An 18,142-nucleotide genomic window follows, 5' to 3' on the forward strand; every position below is an offset into this window, starting at 1 on the left:
GGTGCATTTATGAAAGAAAATAAGACAGTAGGTGTTTTAGGTGGTTTAGGACCCATGGCTACAGTATATTTTTATGACATGGTTGTGGAGATGACTGAGGCAAAAACTGACCAAGAACATGTAGATATGATAATAGTTAATAGAGCTAGTACACCTGATAGAACGGCGTATATTTTAGGTGATTCAAATGATAATCCATTAGAATTTATAATAAAAGATGCTCAAAGATTGGAAAAAGCAGGTTGTGATTTTCTTGTGTTGACTTGCAATACTGCCCACTATTTTTACGAAAAGATAAATGATAGTGTAGATATTCACTTATATAATATGATTGAAGAAACGGTACAAAGAGCAATAAACGATGGACATGAGAAAATTGGTATTATGGCCACAAGTGGTAATATCAAAACTTCTTTATATCAAAATATGTGCAAGAAAAAAGGTATAGATTTTTCTATACCAGATGAAGAAAATCAAAAAGAATTGATGAAGATAATTTATGAAGATGTAAAGGCAGGAAAACCAGCCAATATGTATAAATTCAACAAAATAGTAGATAGTCTATTAAAAAAGGGATGCGATTGCGTGATATTGGGTTGCACTGAATTATCAATAATCAAGAAAGATAAAAATCTGCCAGATGATTTTTATGTAGATTCCTCAAAAGTATTGGCAGAACTTACAATTGAAAAATCTGGTGCGAAAATAAAATAAAGAAGGTGGAAAAATGAAGCTCTCAAATATTATGGATGGCATAGAATATAGAGTTGGTGTCACTAATAATGATTTGGATATAATAGAAATAGAAGATATAGTTTATGATTCTAGAAAAGCAAAAAAAAATACTATATTTGTGGCTGTGAAAGGTGAGACAGTGGATGGGCATGATTATGTAAGAAATGCCTATGAAAATGGATGTAGGGCTTTTGTATTAAATAAGACTTTAGAATTAGATAAAGAATGTATACAGTTTATTGTAGAAGATTCTAGAGCTACTTTGTCAAAGATGTCAAAAAATTTCTTCCTTGATCCAACTAGTCAGATCAAGGTAATAGGTGTAACAGGTACAAAGGGAAAAACAACAATTACAAACTATATAAAGACAGTTCTCACTGAATGTGGATTAAATACAGGTGTAATAGGAACTAATGGTGTTTTTTATAATGATATAGTAGAAAAAACAGTTAATACTACACCTGAAAGCTATGAAATAGAAAAAAGTATCAGGAAGATGGTTGATGCTGGTGTGAAATGTGTAGCTATGGAAGTTAGTTCAGGTGGGTTAATGATGCAAAGAGTTGATGATATTAGTTTTGATATAGGCGTATATACAAACTTATCACCAGATCATATAGGGCCAAAGGAACATCCAAGTTTTGAACATTATAGAGATTCAAAAGCTAAATTATTTAAATTATGTAAGCATGGAATTATTAATATAGATGATGAGAATGCACAATATATTATTGAAAATGCAAGTTGTGATATTTCGACTTTTTCTATAGATAAAGAAAGTGACTTCAAAGCAGAAAATATTGTTCTTACAAGAGGCGAAGATAGCTTAGGCGTAAATTTTGATTTTATAGAAAAAGGAAAAAAAGCTACTAATACTCACATATGTTCTCCAGGCAGATTTAGCATTTATAATGCACTTGCTGTAATAGCGACTTGCAAGTATTTTGATATAGACAAAAAAGCTATGCTTGAAGCTTTAAGTAAAGCTAAGGTGGATGGAAGGGTGGAAGTATTACCTGTATTGCCATATGCAACGGTAGTAGTTGACTACGCTCACAATGGTATGAGCCTTGAAAATGTATTGCAAACATTATTAAAATATAAGCCTAATAGAATGATTTGTCTTTTTGGATCTGTTGGTGGTAGAACTGCCATCAGGAGAAGAGAATTAGGCGATGTCGCTGCTAAATTATGCGATGTTTCTATATTAACTACAGATAATCCGGATGATGAAGATCCGATGCAGATAATAAATGATATAGCAGAATCATTTATCGATTCAAAGTGTAAAGTAATGAAGATAGAAGATAGAGGTAATGCTATATATGAGGCATTAAAAATGGCTCAAAAAGGTGACATGATAGTTATTGCTGGAAAAGGTCATGAAAAATACCAATATATAAATGGTCAAAGAGTTTTTTATGATGAAAAAGCAGAAGTTATCAACGCTGCGAAGAAAGTATTAGAAGAAAGAAATAAATAATCGGAGGAATAATATGAAATTAGGAATAGTGGGATTACCAAATGTTGGTAAAAGTACACTTTTTAATGCAATAACACAGGCTGGTGCTGAATCAGCAAATTACCCATTCTGTACAATAGATCCAAATGTAGGTGTGGTATCCGTACCAGATAAGAGATTAGATGTTTTAAAAGAATTATATGAATCTAAAAAAATTGTTCAAACAGCTATAGAGTTTGTCGATATTGCAGGATTAGTAAAGGGTGCATCAAAAGGAGAAGGTTTAGGAAATAAATTCCTTTCAAATATAAGAGAAGTGGATGCAATTGTACATGTTGTAAGATGTTTTGAAGATTCAAATGTTGTACATGTTGATGGAAGTATAAACTCACTAAGAGATATAGAAACTATAAACTTAGAATTAATTTTCTCTGATATGGATATTTTAGGAAGAAGAATAGCAAAAACTATAAAGGCATTAAAAGCTGATAAAAAGCTGCAATCTGAATTAGACATATTAAATAAGTTGATGGAAACATTGGAAGATGGAAAATCTATTAGAACAATGGATTTAAATGAAGAGGAGTGGGCATTTGTAAATACACTTGATCTTTTAACTTCTAAACCAGTTATATATGTTGCTAATGTTTGTGAAGATGATTTAGCCAATGATGGATCTGATAATGAGCTGGTTAAGGCTGTAAGAGAATTTGCGGCAACTGAAAACTCAGAAGTAGTTGTAATATGTGCACAAATAGAAGCAGAAATTTCTGAGCTTGAAACTGATGAAGAGAAGATAGAATTTCTTGAGACTCTTGGCCTATCTGAATCAGGTTTGGATAAGTTGATAAGATCATCATATCATTTGTTAGGGTTAATATCTTTCTTAACGGCGGGTCCTCAGGAAGTTAGAGCTTGGACAGTAAAAAAAGGTTCAAAGGCACCTCAAGCAGGCGGTAAGATACATTCAGATATAGAAAGAGGATTTATTAAGGCTGAAACAATAGCATATGAAGATTTAGTAGAACATAGAACTATGTCTGCAGCAAAAGAAAAAGGACTTGTAAGATTAGAAGGTAAAGAATACGTTGTTAAAGATGGAGATGTTATCCTATTTAAATTCAACGTTTAATAATAAAAAATTAATATTAATTGAGCAAGAATAAAAACTAAAAGACATTTCGCTTTGAATGTACCTATCTAAAAAATTTTAACTTTGAAAGGTGTATCAGAGTTGCCATGTCTTTTTATTTTTTTATTAAGGTCAATTATGGTATAATAAGAGATAAGAGTTTAAAATAATTGAAAGTATTTACTAAATTTGGAGAGGGTTATTAATATGTTTATAGAATTTAAATGTGAGAATTTCAAAAAAGCTATAATTGATAATTATGTAAGTAAAATTGATAAAAATTTTACTTATGATGAAGTTGATACTGAAATGATGGAGAAATTTGACTTATTAGATATGGATGGCTATGGTATAAAGTCTATAGACGGTATAGAGCATGCGAAAAATCTTAGACTTTTATATATGGGAAATAATGAAATAGAAAATTTAGAGCCGCTAAGTCAATGTACTAAGCTGGAAATCTTAGATTTTCATAAAAATAATGTCTCTAATATTTGGCCATTAGAGCCTCTTAGAAGATTAGAGTCATTAAATATAGCATATAATAATATTGAAGATGTAAGAGCTTTAAACGATATAGCTAACATTGATAGTATAAATATTAAGGGAAATAATATTGAATTCAAATTACCATTACGTCACATTAGATTTGTAAAAAAATAAGGTTAGGATGGTTAATTATGACGAAAATAAATTTGATTAATCTAGACAAAGGTGTAATGTTGGGATTGATTAAAAACAAAAAGTTTAAATCGAATTTAATTTCTATTTACTTTGAAAGAAATATAAAAAAAGAAGAGGCGACTAAAATATCTCTTTTATCAAATCTACTATCTATAGGTTCAGAAAAATATCCAAGTATGAAGGATATTTCAATTAAATTGGATGATTTGTATGGAATGACTATGAATGTTGGTGTTTCAAAACATGGTGAAAAGTCACTTATGTATTTTAAGTTTTTATCAATTGCAGATAAATATGTGGATAGCAATGTATTTGAGGATAGCATAGACTTTATTTATGATTTGATTGGCAATCCATTGATTGTAGACAATGGGTTAAATCCTAAGAAGCTAGATTTAGAAAAAGAAAATTTGAAAGTTGAGATTGAATCTTTAATAAATGATAAGAGATCTTATGCTAATATTCAGTGTGTAAACAATATGTGTGAAAATGAAAATTACTCAGTGAACCATTTAGGATATATTGAAGATTTAGAGTATATTAGCTCAGAAGAAATGTATGAATTTTATTTGGAATTTATAAAGACGTCAAAGATATTTATCTTTATTGAAGGTGATTTTGATAGCAATAGAGTTGAGCAAATATGCAAAGATAGATTTGTATTCCAAAGAGGTAATATTGTAGAGATAAAGAGAGAAGAATATAAGAAGGAAATTGAAAAAATTAAGTATATAAAAGAAGATATGGGAAATATACAAGGTAAATTAGTAATAGGCTATAGAAATAATGTAGCATATGAAGATTATTGTAGATATTATAGTTTATTAGTAGCCAACAGTATTTTAGGAGGAGGACCTCACTCTAAGCTTTTTAATAATGTAAGAGAAAAAGAAAGTATGTGCTATTATGCTTCTACAAGTCTTGAAAAGTGTAAGGGAATACTTTTAATAAATTCTGGTATAGAAATAGATAGCTATGATAGAGCATTAGAGCTTATTAGAAAAGAAGTAGATGATTTAAAGACAGGTAATATATCAGAAATTGAAATAGACAATGCAAAAAGTAGCATTATAAATGCCTTAAAATCTTCATATGATTCTGTATCTGGTGAATCAGAATTTGTATTTAATCAGTATATTAGCGGGACTAATTTAAGTCTAGACGAAATTTTAGGATTCATAGAATCAGTAGACAAAGAAAGCATTGTAGATTCTGTCAAAAAATTAGAAGAGGATACAGTTTATTTCTTAAAATAATACTGGGAGGTGAATCATGAAAAAAATATTTAATGAAACAATAAATGAGATTTTGTACTATGATACATTTGAAAATGGACTAGAGTTATACTTTATGCCAAAAAGAGGTTTTGAAAGTAAGTATGCTGTACTGGGTGTTGATTTTGGTTCTAATGATTTAGAGTTTATACCTATTAATGAAAAAGAAAAAATAAGGGTAAGTGATGGGATTGCTCACTTTTTGGAACATAAAATGTTTGAACAACCAGATGAAAGTAATGCATTTGATGAATTTTCAAAATTTGGAGCGAGTGCTAATGCATTCACTTCTTTTACCATGACAGCATATTTATTTTCAGCGACAGAAAATTTTTATCCGTCTTTAAGACATTTGATAAACTATGTGCAGACACCATATTATACAGAAGAGAATGTAAATAAAGAAAAAGGCATAATTGCCCAAGAAATTAATATGTATAGAGATGACCCTGAATGGAATGTGTATATGAATTGTCTAAAAGCTATGTATGCTTCACATCATACGAGTATTGATATAGCTGGTAGTGTAGAGTCAATAAATAAAATTACTCCAGAGGAATTATACAAGTGCTATAATACATTTTATAATCCAGCAAACATGAAGTTGTTTGTGGTTGGAGATTTAGATGAGGATGAATTATTTAATTGCGTAAGAGAAAATAATAATTTGGAAAGAGATTTTGAAAAAGAAATAAAAAGATTTATGCCATCTGAACAAGATGGAATAAACACTTATAGAATAGAGGAAAAATTTGCTGTATCTATGCCACTATTTTATATAGGTTATAAAGATAATCCTAAAGATAGTGAAAAAACACTTGATAGGTTAAAAAAAGAAATATCAACAGATATATTATTTGATATAATATTTTCTGAAAGTGGAGATTTGCATAGCCAGTTGTACGATTCAGGTCTTATAACCGGTAGCATTTATGGAGGCTATTTATCACAAAAAGATTATTCATATGCTTTGGCATCGGGTAGTTCAAATCAACCAGATTTGGTAAAAGAAAAAATAGATCAATACATAGATGAACTTAGAAGAAATGGAATAAAAAAGAGTGATTTTGAGATTAATAAGAAAAAGAAGATCGGTGGATTTTTAAAATCTTTTGATTCAATTAGCTTTATTGCAAATAACTTCCTTAGATATATGTTTAGAGGAATTAACTTCCTGGATTATCTTCAAGTATTAAAGAATATTGAGCTAAGTGATATAGAAGATAGGCTAGATAATTTCTTTTTAAAAGAAAAAAGCGTAATATCTATTGTTAGTCCAAAAAAATAAGGAGGTAGCGTGGATAGAATAGCATTTACAATATTTGGTATAGATGTCATGTGGTATGGTATATTAATAGCGATTGGTATGATTTTAGCTGTTTTGATATCATCAAAATATGCAAAAAAATTAGGATATGATGAAAATCTTGTAATAGACTTGTGCATAGCGTTAATACCTATTGGTGTAATTGGTGCAAGAGTATATTATGTTATTTTTAATTGGAGTGCATATTCTGGCAATATAATGGAAATGATAAATATTAGAGGAGGGGGTCTAGCCATTCACGGTGGTATATTATTCGGGCTCCTAACTATATTTATATATTCAAAAATAAAAAAAATAGATTTTTTTAAATTGACGGATGTGGTGGTACTAGGCTTGCCTCTTGCACAGTCAATAGGAAGATGGGGGAATTTTATAAATGGAGAAGCTCATGGTGGACCAACCAATCTTCCTTGGGGAATAATGGTAGATGGTCAAAAAGTTCATCCAACCTTTTTATATGAATCAATATCTAATGTGTTGATTTTTATATTATTATTTAAATTAAGTAAGAATAAAAAATATGATGGTCAATTGATGGTTGTATATATGGTGCTATATTCAATTGTGAGATTTTTTGTAGAAGCTCTTAGGACAGATTCTTTAATGTTTGGACCTATAAAAATGGCACAATTTATAAGTATACTGGGTATATGTTTGGGAATTATTATACACATCATATTATTGAAGAGGAAAAATAATGGAATTTAATCATGTATCAGTTTTACTTCACGAATGCATAGACAATCTAAATATAAAGCCAAATGGAGTGTATGTAGATTGTACGATGGGTGGAGCAGGACATAGTAAAGAAATTGCAAAAAAATTAGGAAAAGATGGGAAATTAATTTGTTTTGATCAAGATATTAATGCTATTAATACAGCAAAGGAAAGATTAACTGAATTTGGTGATAGAGTAATTTTGATCAGAGATAATTTTGAAAACATTAAAGAGCAGTTATTAGCTCACGATATTAAAGCGATTGATGGAGTATTGGCAGATTTAGGTGTATCTTCACACCAACTTGATGAATCATATAGAGGATTTTCTTATATGAATGATGCCAAACTTGATATGAGAATGGACAACAGAAATTCCATTTCAGCATGGGATGTAGTAAATAACTACCCAGAAGAAGAACTTTATAGAATAATAAAAGAATACGGGGAAGATAACTGGTCAAAGAGGATAGCTGAATTTATTGTTAAAGAAAGAATAGATAAAACTATAGATACTACTTTTGAACTAGTGGAAGTAATAAAAAAAGCTATACCTAAAAAAGCTAGGATAAATGGACCACATCCTGCAAAAAGAACGTTTCAAGCTATCAGAATAGAAGTAAATAATGAGCTTGGCGTAATAAAAAAGATGATTGACGATTCTATATCGATGATGAATAAAGAGGGCAGAATTTGTATAATAACATTCCATTCTTTAGAAGATAGAATTGTAAAAAATGAATACAAATACCTAAGTTTAGATTGTATTTGTCCACCTGAATTACCTTTCTGTCAGTGCGGCAAAAAAAGTCAGGTAAAAATTATCACTAGAAAGCCTATAATCCCTAGCCAAATAGAGATTGAGGCCAATCCTAGATCTAGAAGTGCAAAATTAAGGGTAGCGGAAAAAAAGTAAAACTGATATTATAGTATATGGTTATGCTTTATAGGAGGTAAAAATGAACAGTTTAAGAGTTGAAGAAATAATAAAATCAACAACGGGCAAACTGGTTTCTGGTGAAAGTGATGCTCAAATATCAAAAATAGTAATTGATAATAGACAAGCTGATGACAAGTCACTATTTATTGCCATTATCGGAGAAAATAATGACGGTCATAATTATATAGGGCTTGCTTATGAAAATGGATGTAGAAATTTTCTTTTGTCTGACGAAAAAATAGATATTTCTAATATAAATGATGCTAATATAATTTTAGTAGAAAATACGGAGATAGCTATGGGTATGATAGCCAAATACTACAGGAATAAATTTGATTTAAAAGTAGTAGGAATAACTGGTAGTGTGGGGAAAACAACTACGAGAGATATGGTTTATGCTGTTATATCTGAAAAATATAAGACTTTAAAAAATGAAAAGAATTTTAATAATCAATTTGGTGTTCCATTGACATTATTTAATTTAGACGAATCGTATGAGTGTGCTGTAATTGAAATGGGTATGTGTGGATTTGGAGAAATTAAATATTTAGTCGATATTGTTAAACCAGACATTGGTGTAATTTCCAATATTGGAATGTCTCATATAGAACTTCTTGGGTCGCAAGAAGGCATATTTAAGGCAAAAATGGAAATAACAAGTGATTTCGATAAAAATTCTAGACTTATAATAAATGGAGATGATCAATTATTATCTACAATATTAAAGAAAAAAGAAGCAGATGAAATAGAGTATAAGCTTTATAGCTTTGGAAAGAACTTATATAATGATTTAGTATTAAAATCAAATCAAAGTATGGAAAATAAATTTACAGATTTTATTGTGTCAATTAAATCAGAAGATTATAAATTTACTATTCCAACAATTGGTGAACACAATATATATAATGCAATGGCAGCTATAATAGTTGGGTTGTCGTTGGATATGACAATTAGTCAAATACAAGATGGTCTGCTAAATTTTCAAGCTACAGAAAATAGACAAGATATAATAAGTACTGATAAATATATTATTATAAATGATGTATATAATGCTAGCCCGGATTCTATGATAGCTTCATTAAAAGTTTTATCAATGTATAAGGAAAAAAGAAAGATAGCTATATTAGGCGATTGCCTAGAGATGGGGGATTATGCAGAAGAAGGTCATAGAAAAGTAGGGATTCAGTCAATAAAAAAGGCGGATTTAATAATTACTGCTGGTGAAGCTTCGAAGTATATAGGTATAGAAGCGCAAGAACATGGATTTGACTTAAGTAATATTTATCACTTCGACACAAAAGAAGAGCTTATAAATGATTTACCCAGTATTTTAAAAAAAGATGATGTTATTCTAGTGAAGGCATCTAGGGGTATGCATTTTGAAAAAATAGTAACTTACCTAGAAGGAGGTAAATAATGTTAGGTTTTAGATACTTAGCCATTACTTCGTTAATAGCTATGGTAATGGTAATGGTCATGGGGCCATTTCTTATTCCAGTACTTCATAATATGAAATTTGGACAAACAGTGAGGGACGACGGTCCTCAATCACATTTAGCAAAAAATGGAACACCTACAATGGGTGGCATTATGTTGGTAATAGCAATATTGCTTACAACACTTTTTAGAACTAATTTGAATTCAGATACTTTCGTAGCCTTGATATGTATGATAGGATTTGGGTTTGTCGGTTTTGCAGATGATATAGTTAAAATTAAAATGACAAGATCTTTGGGATTGACTCCAATTCAGAAGATAATTTTACAGGTCGTTTTGGCATTTGGTATATCATTTTATAAATTTAAGATGATAGGTGATGGAGCACAGTTTATTATTCCATTTACACATGGTCAGTTAAATATTGGTTGGATATATATACCATTTATGATGATGGTAATTATAGGTACTGTTAATGCTGTCAATCTAACCGATGGTTTGGATGGATTAGCAAGTGGTATAACTGCAATAGTATCAGCATTCTTTGCTGTATTTGCTTTTGTTATGTTAAATAATGTGTTAGTAACTCATATGGCAGCGGCTACATTTGGTGCATGCATTGGATTTTTGTGGTTTAATATTAATCCAGCTAAAGTTTTTATGGGAGATACTGGTTCTATGGCTCTAGGTGGCGCTGTAGTAGCTTTTGCTGTATTCACTAATTCAGTATTAATTATACCGATTGTAGGAGGAATATATTTGGCCGAAGCTCTTTCAGTAATTATCCAGGTTGGACATTATAAGAGGACAAAGGAAAGAATATTTAAAATGGCACCACTTCATCATCATTATGAACAATGTGGTTGGCCAGAAACTAAAGTAGTATTTATATTCTGGATAGTGACACTAATACTAACTCTACTTGGATTAATAGCGATGTTCTAATTTGAGAATTTAAAAAGTGAAATAAAATTTAATTACTATACTCTGTTTTAATAAATAAAATATACAAGGAATTATTACCCTCTTTACTACCTAGGTAGTAAAGAGGGTAATTTATTAGTATTCTTTTAATCAAATTATTATTTGCTTTTAAAAATTATTTAAAAATCATACAACTTTTAATAGCTTGCATATATATGTTATAATTAAGAGTAAAGATTAAAATGCCTACTTGGGCTGAATAGAGGTGAAATTTTTGTTTGAAGGAAACAAAGTACTAGTAGTAGGAATGGCTCGTTCAGGAATAAGTTCAGCTAAATTTCTATTAAAGAACGGAGCTAGTTTAATAATTAATGATTCTAAAACTGAAGAAGAATTAAGAGAAATAATAAGTGATATAGAGCAATATGGAAAAGTAAAGAAGATATTAGGAAGAAATCCAAACAAAGAAGAGATAGTTGGTGTTGACTTTGCTGTTTTATCTCCTGGTGTGCCACTTGATTTGGAATATGTAATAGAATTGAAAAAATTATCTAAACCAGTAATAAGTGAAATAGAATTAGCTTATGAAGCAAGTAGAGAGAAGCAGATAAAATTTGTTGGCATAACGGGAACAAATGGAAAGACTACAACTACAAGTATAATGGGAGAAATATGTAAAGCTGCAGAACTAGAAACCTATATAGTTGGAAATATTGGTTATCCAGCTATTGAACAAGTAGAAAAAGCAGGTCTAGGGTCTGTTTTTGTAACAGAATTATCAAGCTTTCAACTAGAAAGTGTCTTAGGATTTAAGCCATATGTGTCTTCTGTACTTAATCTAACTGAAGATCATATGAATAGACATCATACTATGGAAAATTATGCTAAGGCAAAAGCTAGAATATTTGAAAATCAAGATGAAAATGACACTTGTGTATTAAATTATGATGATGAATATACTAGAAATATGGCTGCTGCTTCTAAAGCAAAGACAATATTTTTCTCTAGACTAGAAAAACCTGAGAATGGAATTTTTTTAGATAATGATTCAATAGTTGTTGATAGCAATGGGGAAATAGAAACAATAATGAAAGTAGATGAACTTTCGCTCCCGGGCGGTCATAATTTAGAAAATTGTATGGCGGCTATTGCAATGTCTATTGCTTTAGAAATCGACAAAGAAATAATAGTAGATGTATTAAAGAATTTTAAAGCTGTTGAACATAGACTAGAATTTGTTAAAAACGTAAACAATGTAAAATATGTAAATGATTCAAAAGGCACTAATCCAGATTCAACTATAAAGGCTGTACAATCTTATAAAGAGCCAATTATACTAATAGCAGGTGGTTATGATAAGGGAAGTGATTTCAATGAATTATTTGAAATAGCAAATAAGAATGTAAGAACTATAATTACATTGGGTCAAACATCTGAATTAATAGGAAAAACCGCAAAATGCCATGGTATAGATGAAATAATAGAGGTAGATAGTATTAAACAAGCAGTAGAAAAGTCAAGTGAGATTGCAAATGAAGGAGATATAGTACTACTTTCTCCTGCATGTGCTAGTTGGGGGATGTATAATAACTATGAAGAAAGAGGAAATGATTTTAAAGAATGTGTAAATTCTTTAAAATCTAATAATAAATAGAAAAAAGACTAAGTGTCAAAAAAAGAAGAAGGAAACAATATGAGAGTAATTTTATCAGGAGGCGGTACTGGCGGTCATGTATATCCAGCCATTGCCATAGCTAACAAAATAAAAGAAAAATATCCAGATTCTCAAATTTTATTTGTAGGTACAAAGGCTGGTATAGAATCAGAAATAGTACCAAATAATGGATATAATATAGAATTTATAGAAGTGAAGGGATTTAGACGAAAGATTAATTTTGATAATGTCAAAAGATTGGCCCTATTTGTTAAATCTTTGAGTGACTCAAAAAAGATTATAAAGAAATTTAAACCAGATCTTGTAATAGGTACAGGCGGATATGTCAGTGGATCAGTAGTTCTAAAAGCCAGCAAAATGGGTATAAAAACATGTATACATGAACAAAACTCATTTCCAGGAATAACAAATAAGATGTTAGCCAAAAATGTTGATTTTGTAATGACTAGTTTTGAAGATTCTCACAAAAGATTTTCACAAGCCTGTCAAAATAAATTATATCTTACAGGAAACCCAGTAAGAGACGATATATTAAATACGACTAAGAGCCAAGCAAGAGAGATACTAAATATACCAATGGACAAAAAAATGATATTATTAGCCGGTGGTAGCGGAGGATCTGAAGAGATAAATGATGTTTTTAAGTCTTCACTTTACAGAATGATAGAAGAAAACATGGCATTTACTATTGCTACAGGTAAAATTTACTATGAGAAATTTATAAAATTAGTAGATGGTAAGGAATTAAAAGAATATCAAAGAATTGTTCCTTACTTAGAAGATATGGCAAATAATTTGGCAGCAGCAGATCTTTATATAGGCAGTGCAGGGGCAATATCTATGGCTGAAATAACAGCGATAGGTCTACCGTCAATCTTAGTTCCAAAGGCTTATACAGCAGAAAATCATCAAGAGTATAATGCTAAATCTCTTGAGAGTGCAGGTGGTTCCATATGCTTACTTGAAAGAGAACTTTGTGAACAAAAAATGGAGAATGTAATTTTTGATTTGATAAATAACTCCACTAAACTAAAGAAAATGTCAGAGTCAAGTTTAAAGTTTGGTAAGCCGGACGCAATAGAAAAAATTTGTGATAAAATAAGTAAGGAAATGTCTGTATAATGTGAAAAAATATTAAAAAAGCCTTGCAATTTGAGTGCTTTTTAATATATTATATAATAGATGAAATATCAATAATTTTGATTATGAATATGACAAGAGTTTATTAATCGATAGAATACTTTGAATGAATGGGGGTTTATAAATGTTAAACTTTGTGGAAGAGCAGGCTGGCTCTGCTAAGATAAAAGTTATTGGTGTCGGCGGTGGTGGTAATAATGCTATTAACGTGATGATTAGTTCAGGCGTTAAGGGTGTTGAATACCTAGCTTTAAATACTGATAAACAGGCTTTAGAATCTTCTAAGGCAGAACATATATTACAAATAGGTGAAAAACTTACAAAAGGACTAGGTGCAGGAGCTAATCCTGACAAAGGTAAAAAAGCAGCTGAAGAATCAGCTGATGAAATAGCAAAGGCTATTGAAGGTGCAGATATGGTATTTATCACTGCTGGTATGGGCGGTGGAACAGGTACAGGTGCAGCACCAGTAGTTGCTCAGATTGCAAAAGATGCAGGTGCACTTACAGTTGCAGTTGTAACTAAACCTTTTTCTTTTGAAGGTAGAGTGAGAATGAATAAGGCAGATGAAGGTATCACAGAACTTAGAAAAAATGTTGATACGTTAATAACTATTCCTAATGATAAGATTCTTCAAATAATTGAAAAGAGAACAAGCATTACAGATGCCTTATCAAAGGCAGATGATATATTAAAGCAAGGTATACAATCAATTTCTGGATTAATCTCAGAAGCTGCATTAATCAACTTGGATTTTGCTGATGTTGAAGCGGTAATGAAGGATCAAGGACTAGCTCATATGGGTATGGGTACTGCTTCTGGTGAAGATAGAGCCATTGCTGCTGCAAAGCAGGCTATAGAATCTCCGTTACTAGAAACAACTATCGATGGAGCTAAGGGTGTACTTATAAATGTAACTGGTGGTACAGATCTTGGTTTATTAGAAGTTAGTGAAGCAACAGAAATAATAAGACAGAAGTGTGATCCAGACGCAATGATTATATTTGGTGCAGCCACAAGAGAAGATTTCGGTGATGAAATAGTAATAACTGTAGTAGCAACAGGGTTACAGGATGGAAGCGAAGATATATTCAATACTCCACAGTTAAGGAGATCAACTGTATCACAGAGTCAAGTTAAATATAACGAAATTCCCAGAGCTACAGAACAGGAAGTAAAGCCAGAGCCAGCTCCGGTACAAGAAAAACAGAACTTTACTAGCAATTTTGAAGAAAGTAGCACAGCTAGTGATGACGACATGGTAATACCAACATTCTTGAGAAGAAAAAAATAATAAGATATGTGTAGATAGCAACTTGTTGCATTTCTGCAATAATATGGCTCAGCATATGCTTGAGCCATATTTATTATAAATGAAGTGAGGTGAAAATAAATGCTTTGCCCTTATTGTGAATATAAGGAATCTAAAGTCTTGGACTCAAGACATATTGATTCATCTTCAATTAGAAGAAGAAGAGAATGCGAACGTTGTAAAAAAAGATTTACAACATATGAAAAGATTGAAATGATACCGGTAATGGTGATTAAAAAAGATGGCCGTAGAGAATCATTTGATAGAGATAAAATTAAGTTTGGGCTAGTTAGATCTTGTGAGAAAAGACCTATATCAGTAGCTAAAATAGATGAAATAGTAGATTCTGTTGAAAGTGAAATAAATAAAATGTTTGTCGATGAAATAGAAACAAGTAAAATTGGTCTTATGCTTATGGATAAGCTAAAGGAAGTTGATGAGGTTGCTTATGTGAGATTCGCTTCCGTTTATAGGCAATTCAAAGACTTGAATACCTTTGTAAATGAGTTAGAAAGTATAATTCATGAAAAAGGAGAAAATAAAGATGATGAAATTGAAAATAAATAAAGAATTTCTACTTAACCAAGTAAAGAATAATGACTGTATTGAAATAATAGATGATAGTTTTGGTATTATTAATACATTTAGAAATATTGATAGCAAAAATAAAGAGCAAATGATAGAGTTTTTAAAAACAAAAAAATTTGCATATAACAATATTACATCCAATATTCAGATACATTCTGCCGTAGTTAGAAAAATAGATAAGAATAATATTGGAACCATGCAAGAGGCTGATGCTCTTGTAAGTAACTTAAAAGATGTACCACTATTGATATTTACTGCAGATTGTCTTCCAATAATTTTTCTTGATGAAGAAAATAAAGCTATAGGAAACGCTCATGCCGGGTGGAAAGGTACATATGGTTTAATCTCAATAAAAACATTAGAATTGATGAAAAAGTCTTATGGTACAAAATTTGAAGATGTAAAAGTATATATTGGCCCAGCTATTGGAAAATGCTGTTATGAAGTAAAAGAGGACTTGGTATATAAATTTACTGCTATGCTCAAAAAAAATAATATTAAAGAAGAAAAAATAAGTAATATATATGAAATTAGAAATGAAAAAATTTACCTAAATTTAAATATTATTAACATATATTTACTTGAGAGTATTGGAGTTAAGAGAGATAATATTTTTAATTATGACCTATGTACATCTTGTTTAAATGATACATTTTATTCATATAGGGTAGATGATAAGACAGATAAGAGAATAGGAAGCATAGTTCAGATATTTTAACTGAGGAGGAATTTAAGTGGAAAGAATTTTAGTTATAGATGATGAACAGCACATTATTGAGCTATTGAGATTTAACTTAGAGGTTGAGGGATATGAAGTATTGTCTTCTATGGATGGCTTTGAAGCCTTTATGATGGCAAAAAATGAAAAGCCAAATCTTATACTTTTAGATTGGATGTTACCAAACGTTAGTGGTATTGATTTGTTGAAAAAAATAAGATCCGATAAAGATTTATCTGAAATTCCTGTAATAATGCTTACAGCAAAAAATATGGAAGAAGATAAGATCGAAGGTCTAAATATAGGTGCTGATGATTATATTACAAAACCATTTAGCGTCAAGGAATTAATGGCAAGAATAAAAACAGTACTTAGAAGATATAGGTCGAATATTGATGATTCAATATTAAAAGTAGGAGATATTAGTCTTAATCTCGAAAAGTATGAAGTATGTGTTGGTGATAATAAAATAGAATTAACTTTAAAAGAATTTGAACTGCTTAAATTGCTTATGAAAAATAGAGGAAAAGTATTAACTAGAGATTACTTATTAGACAAAATTTGGGGTTATGAATATTTTGGAGAAACAAGAACTGTAGATGTCCATATAAGATATTTAAGAAAAAAATTAGAAGAAAATGGATTAAATGAAAAAATTATTGAAACAATTAGAGGTGTAGGATATAAAATGAAATAAATTCATAGGGATACTAAGCATTGCTTATTATCCCTTATTTTTAGTGGAGGAGTTATGAATATGACGCTTTATTTAATAATGGTTTTTATGATTTTATCTTGGATTATTTCATTGATGTTATACAAGCAAAAAAAAGAACTAAATATATTTGTGAGAGACTTGATGAATGTATCAACTAAGGTTAAAAGTATGAACTTTGATACTAGAATGGCTATGACTCAAAATATTGATAATAATAGATTTGCTGAAAATTATAACGAAATGATTGATATGTTAGATAGGACATTTGAACAAGTCGAAGATAAAAATAGGCAATTAAATACCATAATAAGATCTGTGACTAATGGTATATTAGTGGTTGATATTAGTAACAGAATTTTTATAATAAATAAACCAGCTAAGAAAATACTAGATATACCATTTGATCAAAAAGTAGAGGGAAAAGTATTTTCCAATATAATAAAAAATAAAGAAATATTAGATTTTATAGAATTTAATTCAGACTCTAAAGAAAGTGTATCTAGAGACCTAAGAATGCGTGATGGCAAAATACTTAAAATAAAGATAGATCCAATAAAAAATAATAGTAAAAATGAAGTCACAGTATCATCTGTTATAAATATTGAAGATATAACAGAAAAAATGAAACTTGAAAGCATGAGAAAAGATTTTGCTGCAAATGTAAGTCATGAATTAAAGACACCATTAACTTCAATACAAGGTTTTATTGAAACCTTAAAGGAAAATGATGATAATATCAGCCCGGAAATGAGAAAAAGATTTTTAAATATTATCGATAGTGAGTCTAGCAGGTTAAAAATTTTGATTAATGATATATTGCTACTTTCTTCGATCGAAGGTGGCAAAGATATTAAAAAAGAGTGGATTAATATTGAAGATATTAATGAAGAGATTTTTGCCTTGTTAAAATGTAAGAAAAATGAAAATGAAATTAAACTATTTGTTGAATATCTGAATGAAAATGAAATGTTTTATACCTATTCTCAGTATTTTAAAGAACTTCTTATTAATTTAATAAGTAATGGAATTAAATATAATAAGCCAGGCGGTTATGTAAAAGTAACGTATTATGATGATAGAAGTTTTCTTTATATTAGTGTAGAAGATAATGGCATAGGTATAGCTGAAGAAGATATGCATAGGATATTTGAAAGATTTTATAGAGTCAGCAAATCCAGAAATAAAGAAATAGAGGGTACAGGATTGGGGCTTGCAATAATAAAGCATATTATAATATCGCTAAATGGAAAAATAGAAGTAGAATCAAAATTAGGAGAAGGTTCAAAATTCACGGTTAAACTACCAAAGGTTTATAAAAGTGATAATAGCTAGGAAATAGTGATTATAGTACATTTAAAG

The 18,142-nt window shown here is 29.9% G+C and carries 17 protein-coding genes; all 17 read left to right on the forward strand.

Annotation, left to right across the window (positions count from 1 at the left end; translation table 11 throughout):
* Positions 1-9: 9 nt before the first annotated feature.
* A complete protein-coding gene (gene cuyB, locus O0R46_RS03860; protein ID WP_269312264.1) occupies positions 10-714 on the forward strand; it encodes a cysteate racemase in 705 nt (234 codons plus the stop codon).
* 13 nt (positions 715-727) lie between these two features.
* A complete protein-coding gene (locus O0R46_RS03865) occupies positions 728-2,218 on the forward strand; it encodes a UDP-N-acetylmuramoyl-L-alanyl-D-glutamate--2,6-diaminopimelate ligase (RefSeq protein WP_269312266.1) in 1,491 nt (496 codons plus the stop codon).
* Positions 2,219-2,231: 13 nt separating this feature from the next.
* A complete protein-coding gene (gene ychF, locus O0R46_RS03870; RefSeq protein WP_269312267.1) occupies positions 2,232-3,329 on the forward strand; it encodes a redox-regulated ATPase YchF in 1,098 nt (365 codons plus the stop codon).
* Positions 3,330-3,536: 207 nt separating this feature from the next.
* Complete coding sequence (locus O0R46_RS03875) at positions 3,537-3,992, forward strand: leucine-rich repeat domain-containing protein (RefSeq protein ID WP_269312268.1); 456 nt, start codon at positions 3,537-3,539, stop codon at positions 3,990-3,992.
* Between the two features lie 17 nt (positions 3,993-4,009).
* Positions 4,010-5,269, forward strand: a complete 1,260-nt coding sequence (yfmF, locus tag O0R46_RS03880; RefSeq protein ID WP_269312269.1) for an EF-P 5-aminopentanol modification-associated protein YfmF — start codon at positions 4,010-4,012, stop codon at positions 5,267-5,269.
* Between the two features lie 16 nt (positions 5,270-5,285).
* Positions 5,286-6,575 carry an EF-P 5-aminopentanol modification-associated protein YfmH gene (gene yfmH / locus O0R46_RS03885; protein WP_269312270.1) on the forward strand — a complete coding sequence of 430 codons (1,290 nt, stop codon included), beginning with the start codon at positions 5,286-5,288 and terminating at the stop codon, positions 6,573-6,575.
* Positions 6,576-6,584: 9 nt separating this feature from the next.
* Positions 6,585-7,322 carry a prolipoprotein diacylglyceryl transferase gene (lgt, locus tag O0R46_RS03890; RefSeq protein WP_269312271.1) on the forward strand — a complete coding sequence of 246 codons (738 nt, stop codon included), beginning with the start codon at positions 6,585-6,587 and terminating at the stop codon, positions 7,320-7,322.
* A complete protein-coding gene (gene rsmH / locus O0R46_RS03895) occupies positions 7,312-8,247 on the forward strand; it encodes a 16S rRNA (cytosine(1402)-N(4))-methyltransferase RsmH (protein ID WP_269312272.1) in 936 nt (311 codons plus the stop codon). Before lgt ends, rsmH begins: the two co-directional genes overlap by 11 nt.
* 43 nt (positions 8,248-8,290) lie before the next feature.
* Positions 8,291-9,688 (forward strand): UDP-N-acetylmuramoyl-tripeptide--D-alanyl-D-alanine ligase, encoded by a 1,398-nt coding sequence (locus O0R46_RS03900; RefSeq protein WP_269312273.1) that lies wholly within the window; start codon positions 8,291-8,293, stop codon positions 9,686-9,688.
* Positions 9,688-10,653 carry a phospho-N-acetylmuramoyl-pentapeptide-transferase gene (mraY, locus tag O0R46_RS03905; RefSeq protein ID WP_269312274.1) on the forward strand — a complete coding sequence of 322 codons (966 nt, stop codon included), beginning with the start codon at positions 9,688-9,690 and terminating at the stop codon, positions 10,651-10,653. The genes O0R46_RS03900 and mraY overlap by 1 nt, the downstream gene beginning before the upstream one ends.
* Positions 10,654-10,906: 253 nt before the next feature.
* Positions 10,907-12,286 (forward strand): UDP-N-acetylmuramoyl-L-alanine--D-glutamate ligase, encoded by a 1,380-nt coding sequence (murD, locus tag O0R46_RS03910; RefSeq protein ID WP_269312275.1) that lies wholly within the window; start codon positions 10,907-10,909, stop codon positions 12,284-12,286.
* A gap of 12 nt (positions 12,287-12,298) precedes the next feature.
* Positions 12,299-13,429, forward strand: coding sequence for an undecaprenyldiphospho-muramoylpentapeptide beta-N-acetylglucosaminyltransferase (gene murG / locus O0R46_RS03915; protein ID WP_269312276.1), 1,131 nt, complete (start codon positions 12,299-12,301; stop codon positions 13,427-13,429).
* 142 nt (positions 13,430-13,571) lie between these two features.
* A complete protein-coding gene (gene ftsZ / locus O0R46_RS03920; RefSeq protein ID WP_269312277.1) occupies positions 13,572-14,741 on the forward strand; it encodes a cell division protein FtsZ in 1,170 nt (389 codons plus the stop codon).
* Between the two features lie 99 nt (positions 14,742-14,840).
* The gene (gene nrdR / locus O0R46_RS03925) at positions 14,841-15,326 is read left to right on the forward strand and encodes a transcriptional regulator NrdR (protein ID WP_269312278.1); all 486 of its coding nucleotides are present in this window, start codon (positions 14,841-14,843) and stop codon (positions 15,324-15,326) included.
* A complete protein-coding gene (pgeF, locus tag O0R46_RS03930; protein ID WP_269312279.1) occupies positions 15,304-16,065 on the forward strand; it encodes a peptidoglycan editing factor PgeF in 762 nt (253 codons plus the stop codon). Before nrdR ends, pgeF begins: the two co-directional genes overlap by 23 nt.
* A gap of 16 nt (positions 16,066-16,081) precedes the next feature.
* The gene (locus O0R46_RS03935) at positions 16,082-16,762 is read left to right on the forward strand and encodes a response regulator (RefSeq protein ID WP_269312280.1); all 681 of its coding nucleotides are present in this window, start codon (positions 16,082-16,084) and stop codon (positions 16,760-16,762) included.
* A 54-nt stretch (positions 16,763-16,816) separates the two neighbouring features.
* Positions 16,817-18,115: a sensor histidine kinase gene (locus tag O0R46_RS03940; protein WP_269312281.1), complete on the forward strand. Its 1,299-nt coding sequence runs from the start codon at positions 16,817-16,819 to the stop codon at positions 18,113-18,115.
* The last annotated feature ends 27 nt before the right edge of the window (positions 18,116-18,142 follow it).

The organism is Peptostreptococcus equinus (assembly GCF_027125355.1).
GTDB lineage: Bacteria > Bacillota > Clostridia > Peptostreptococcales > Peptostreptococcaceae > Peptostreptococcus > Peptostreptococcus equinus.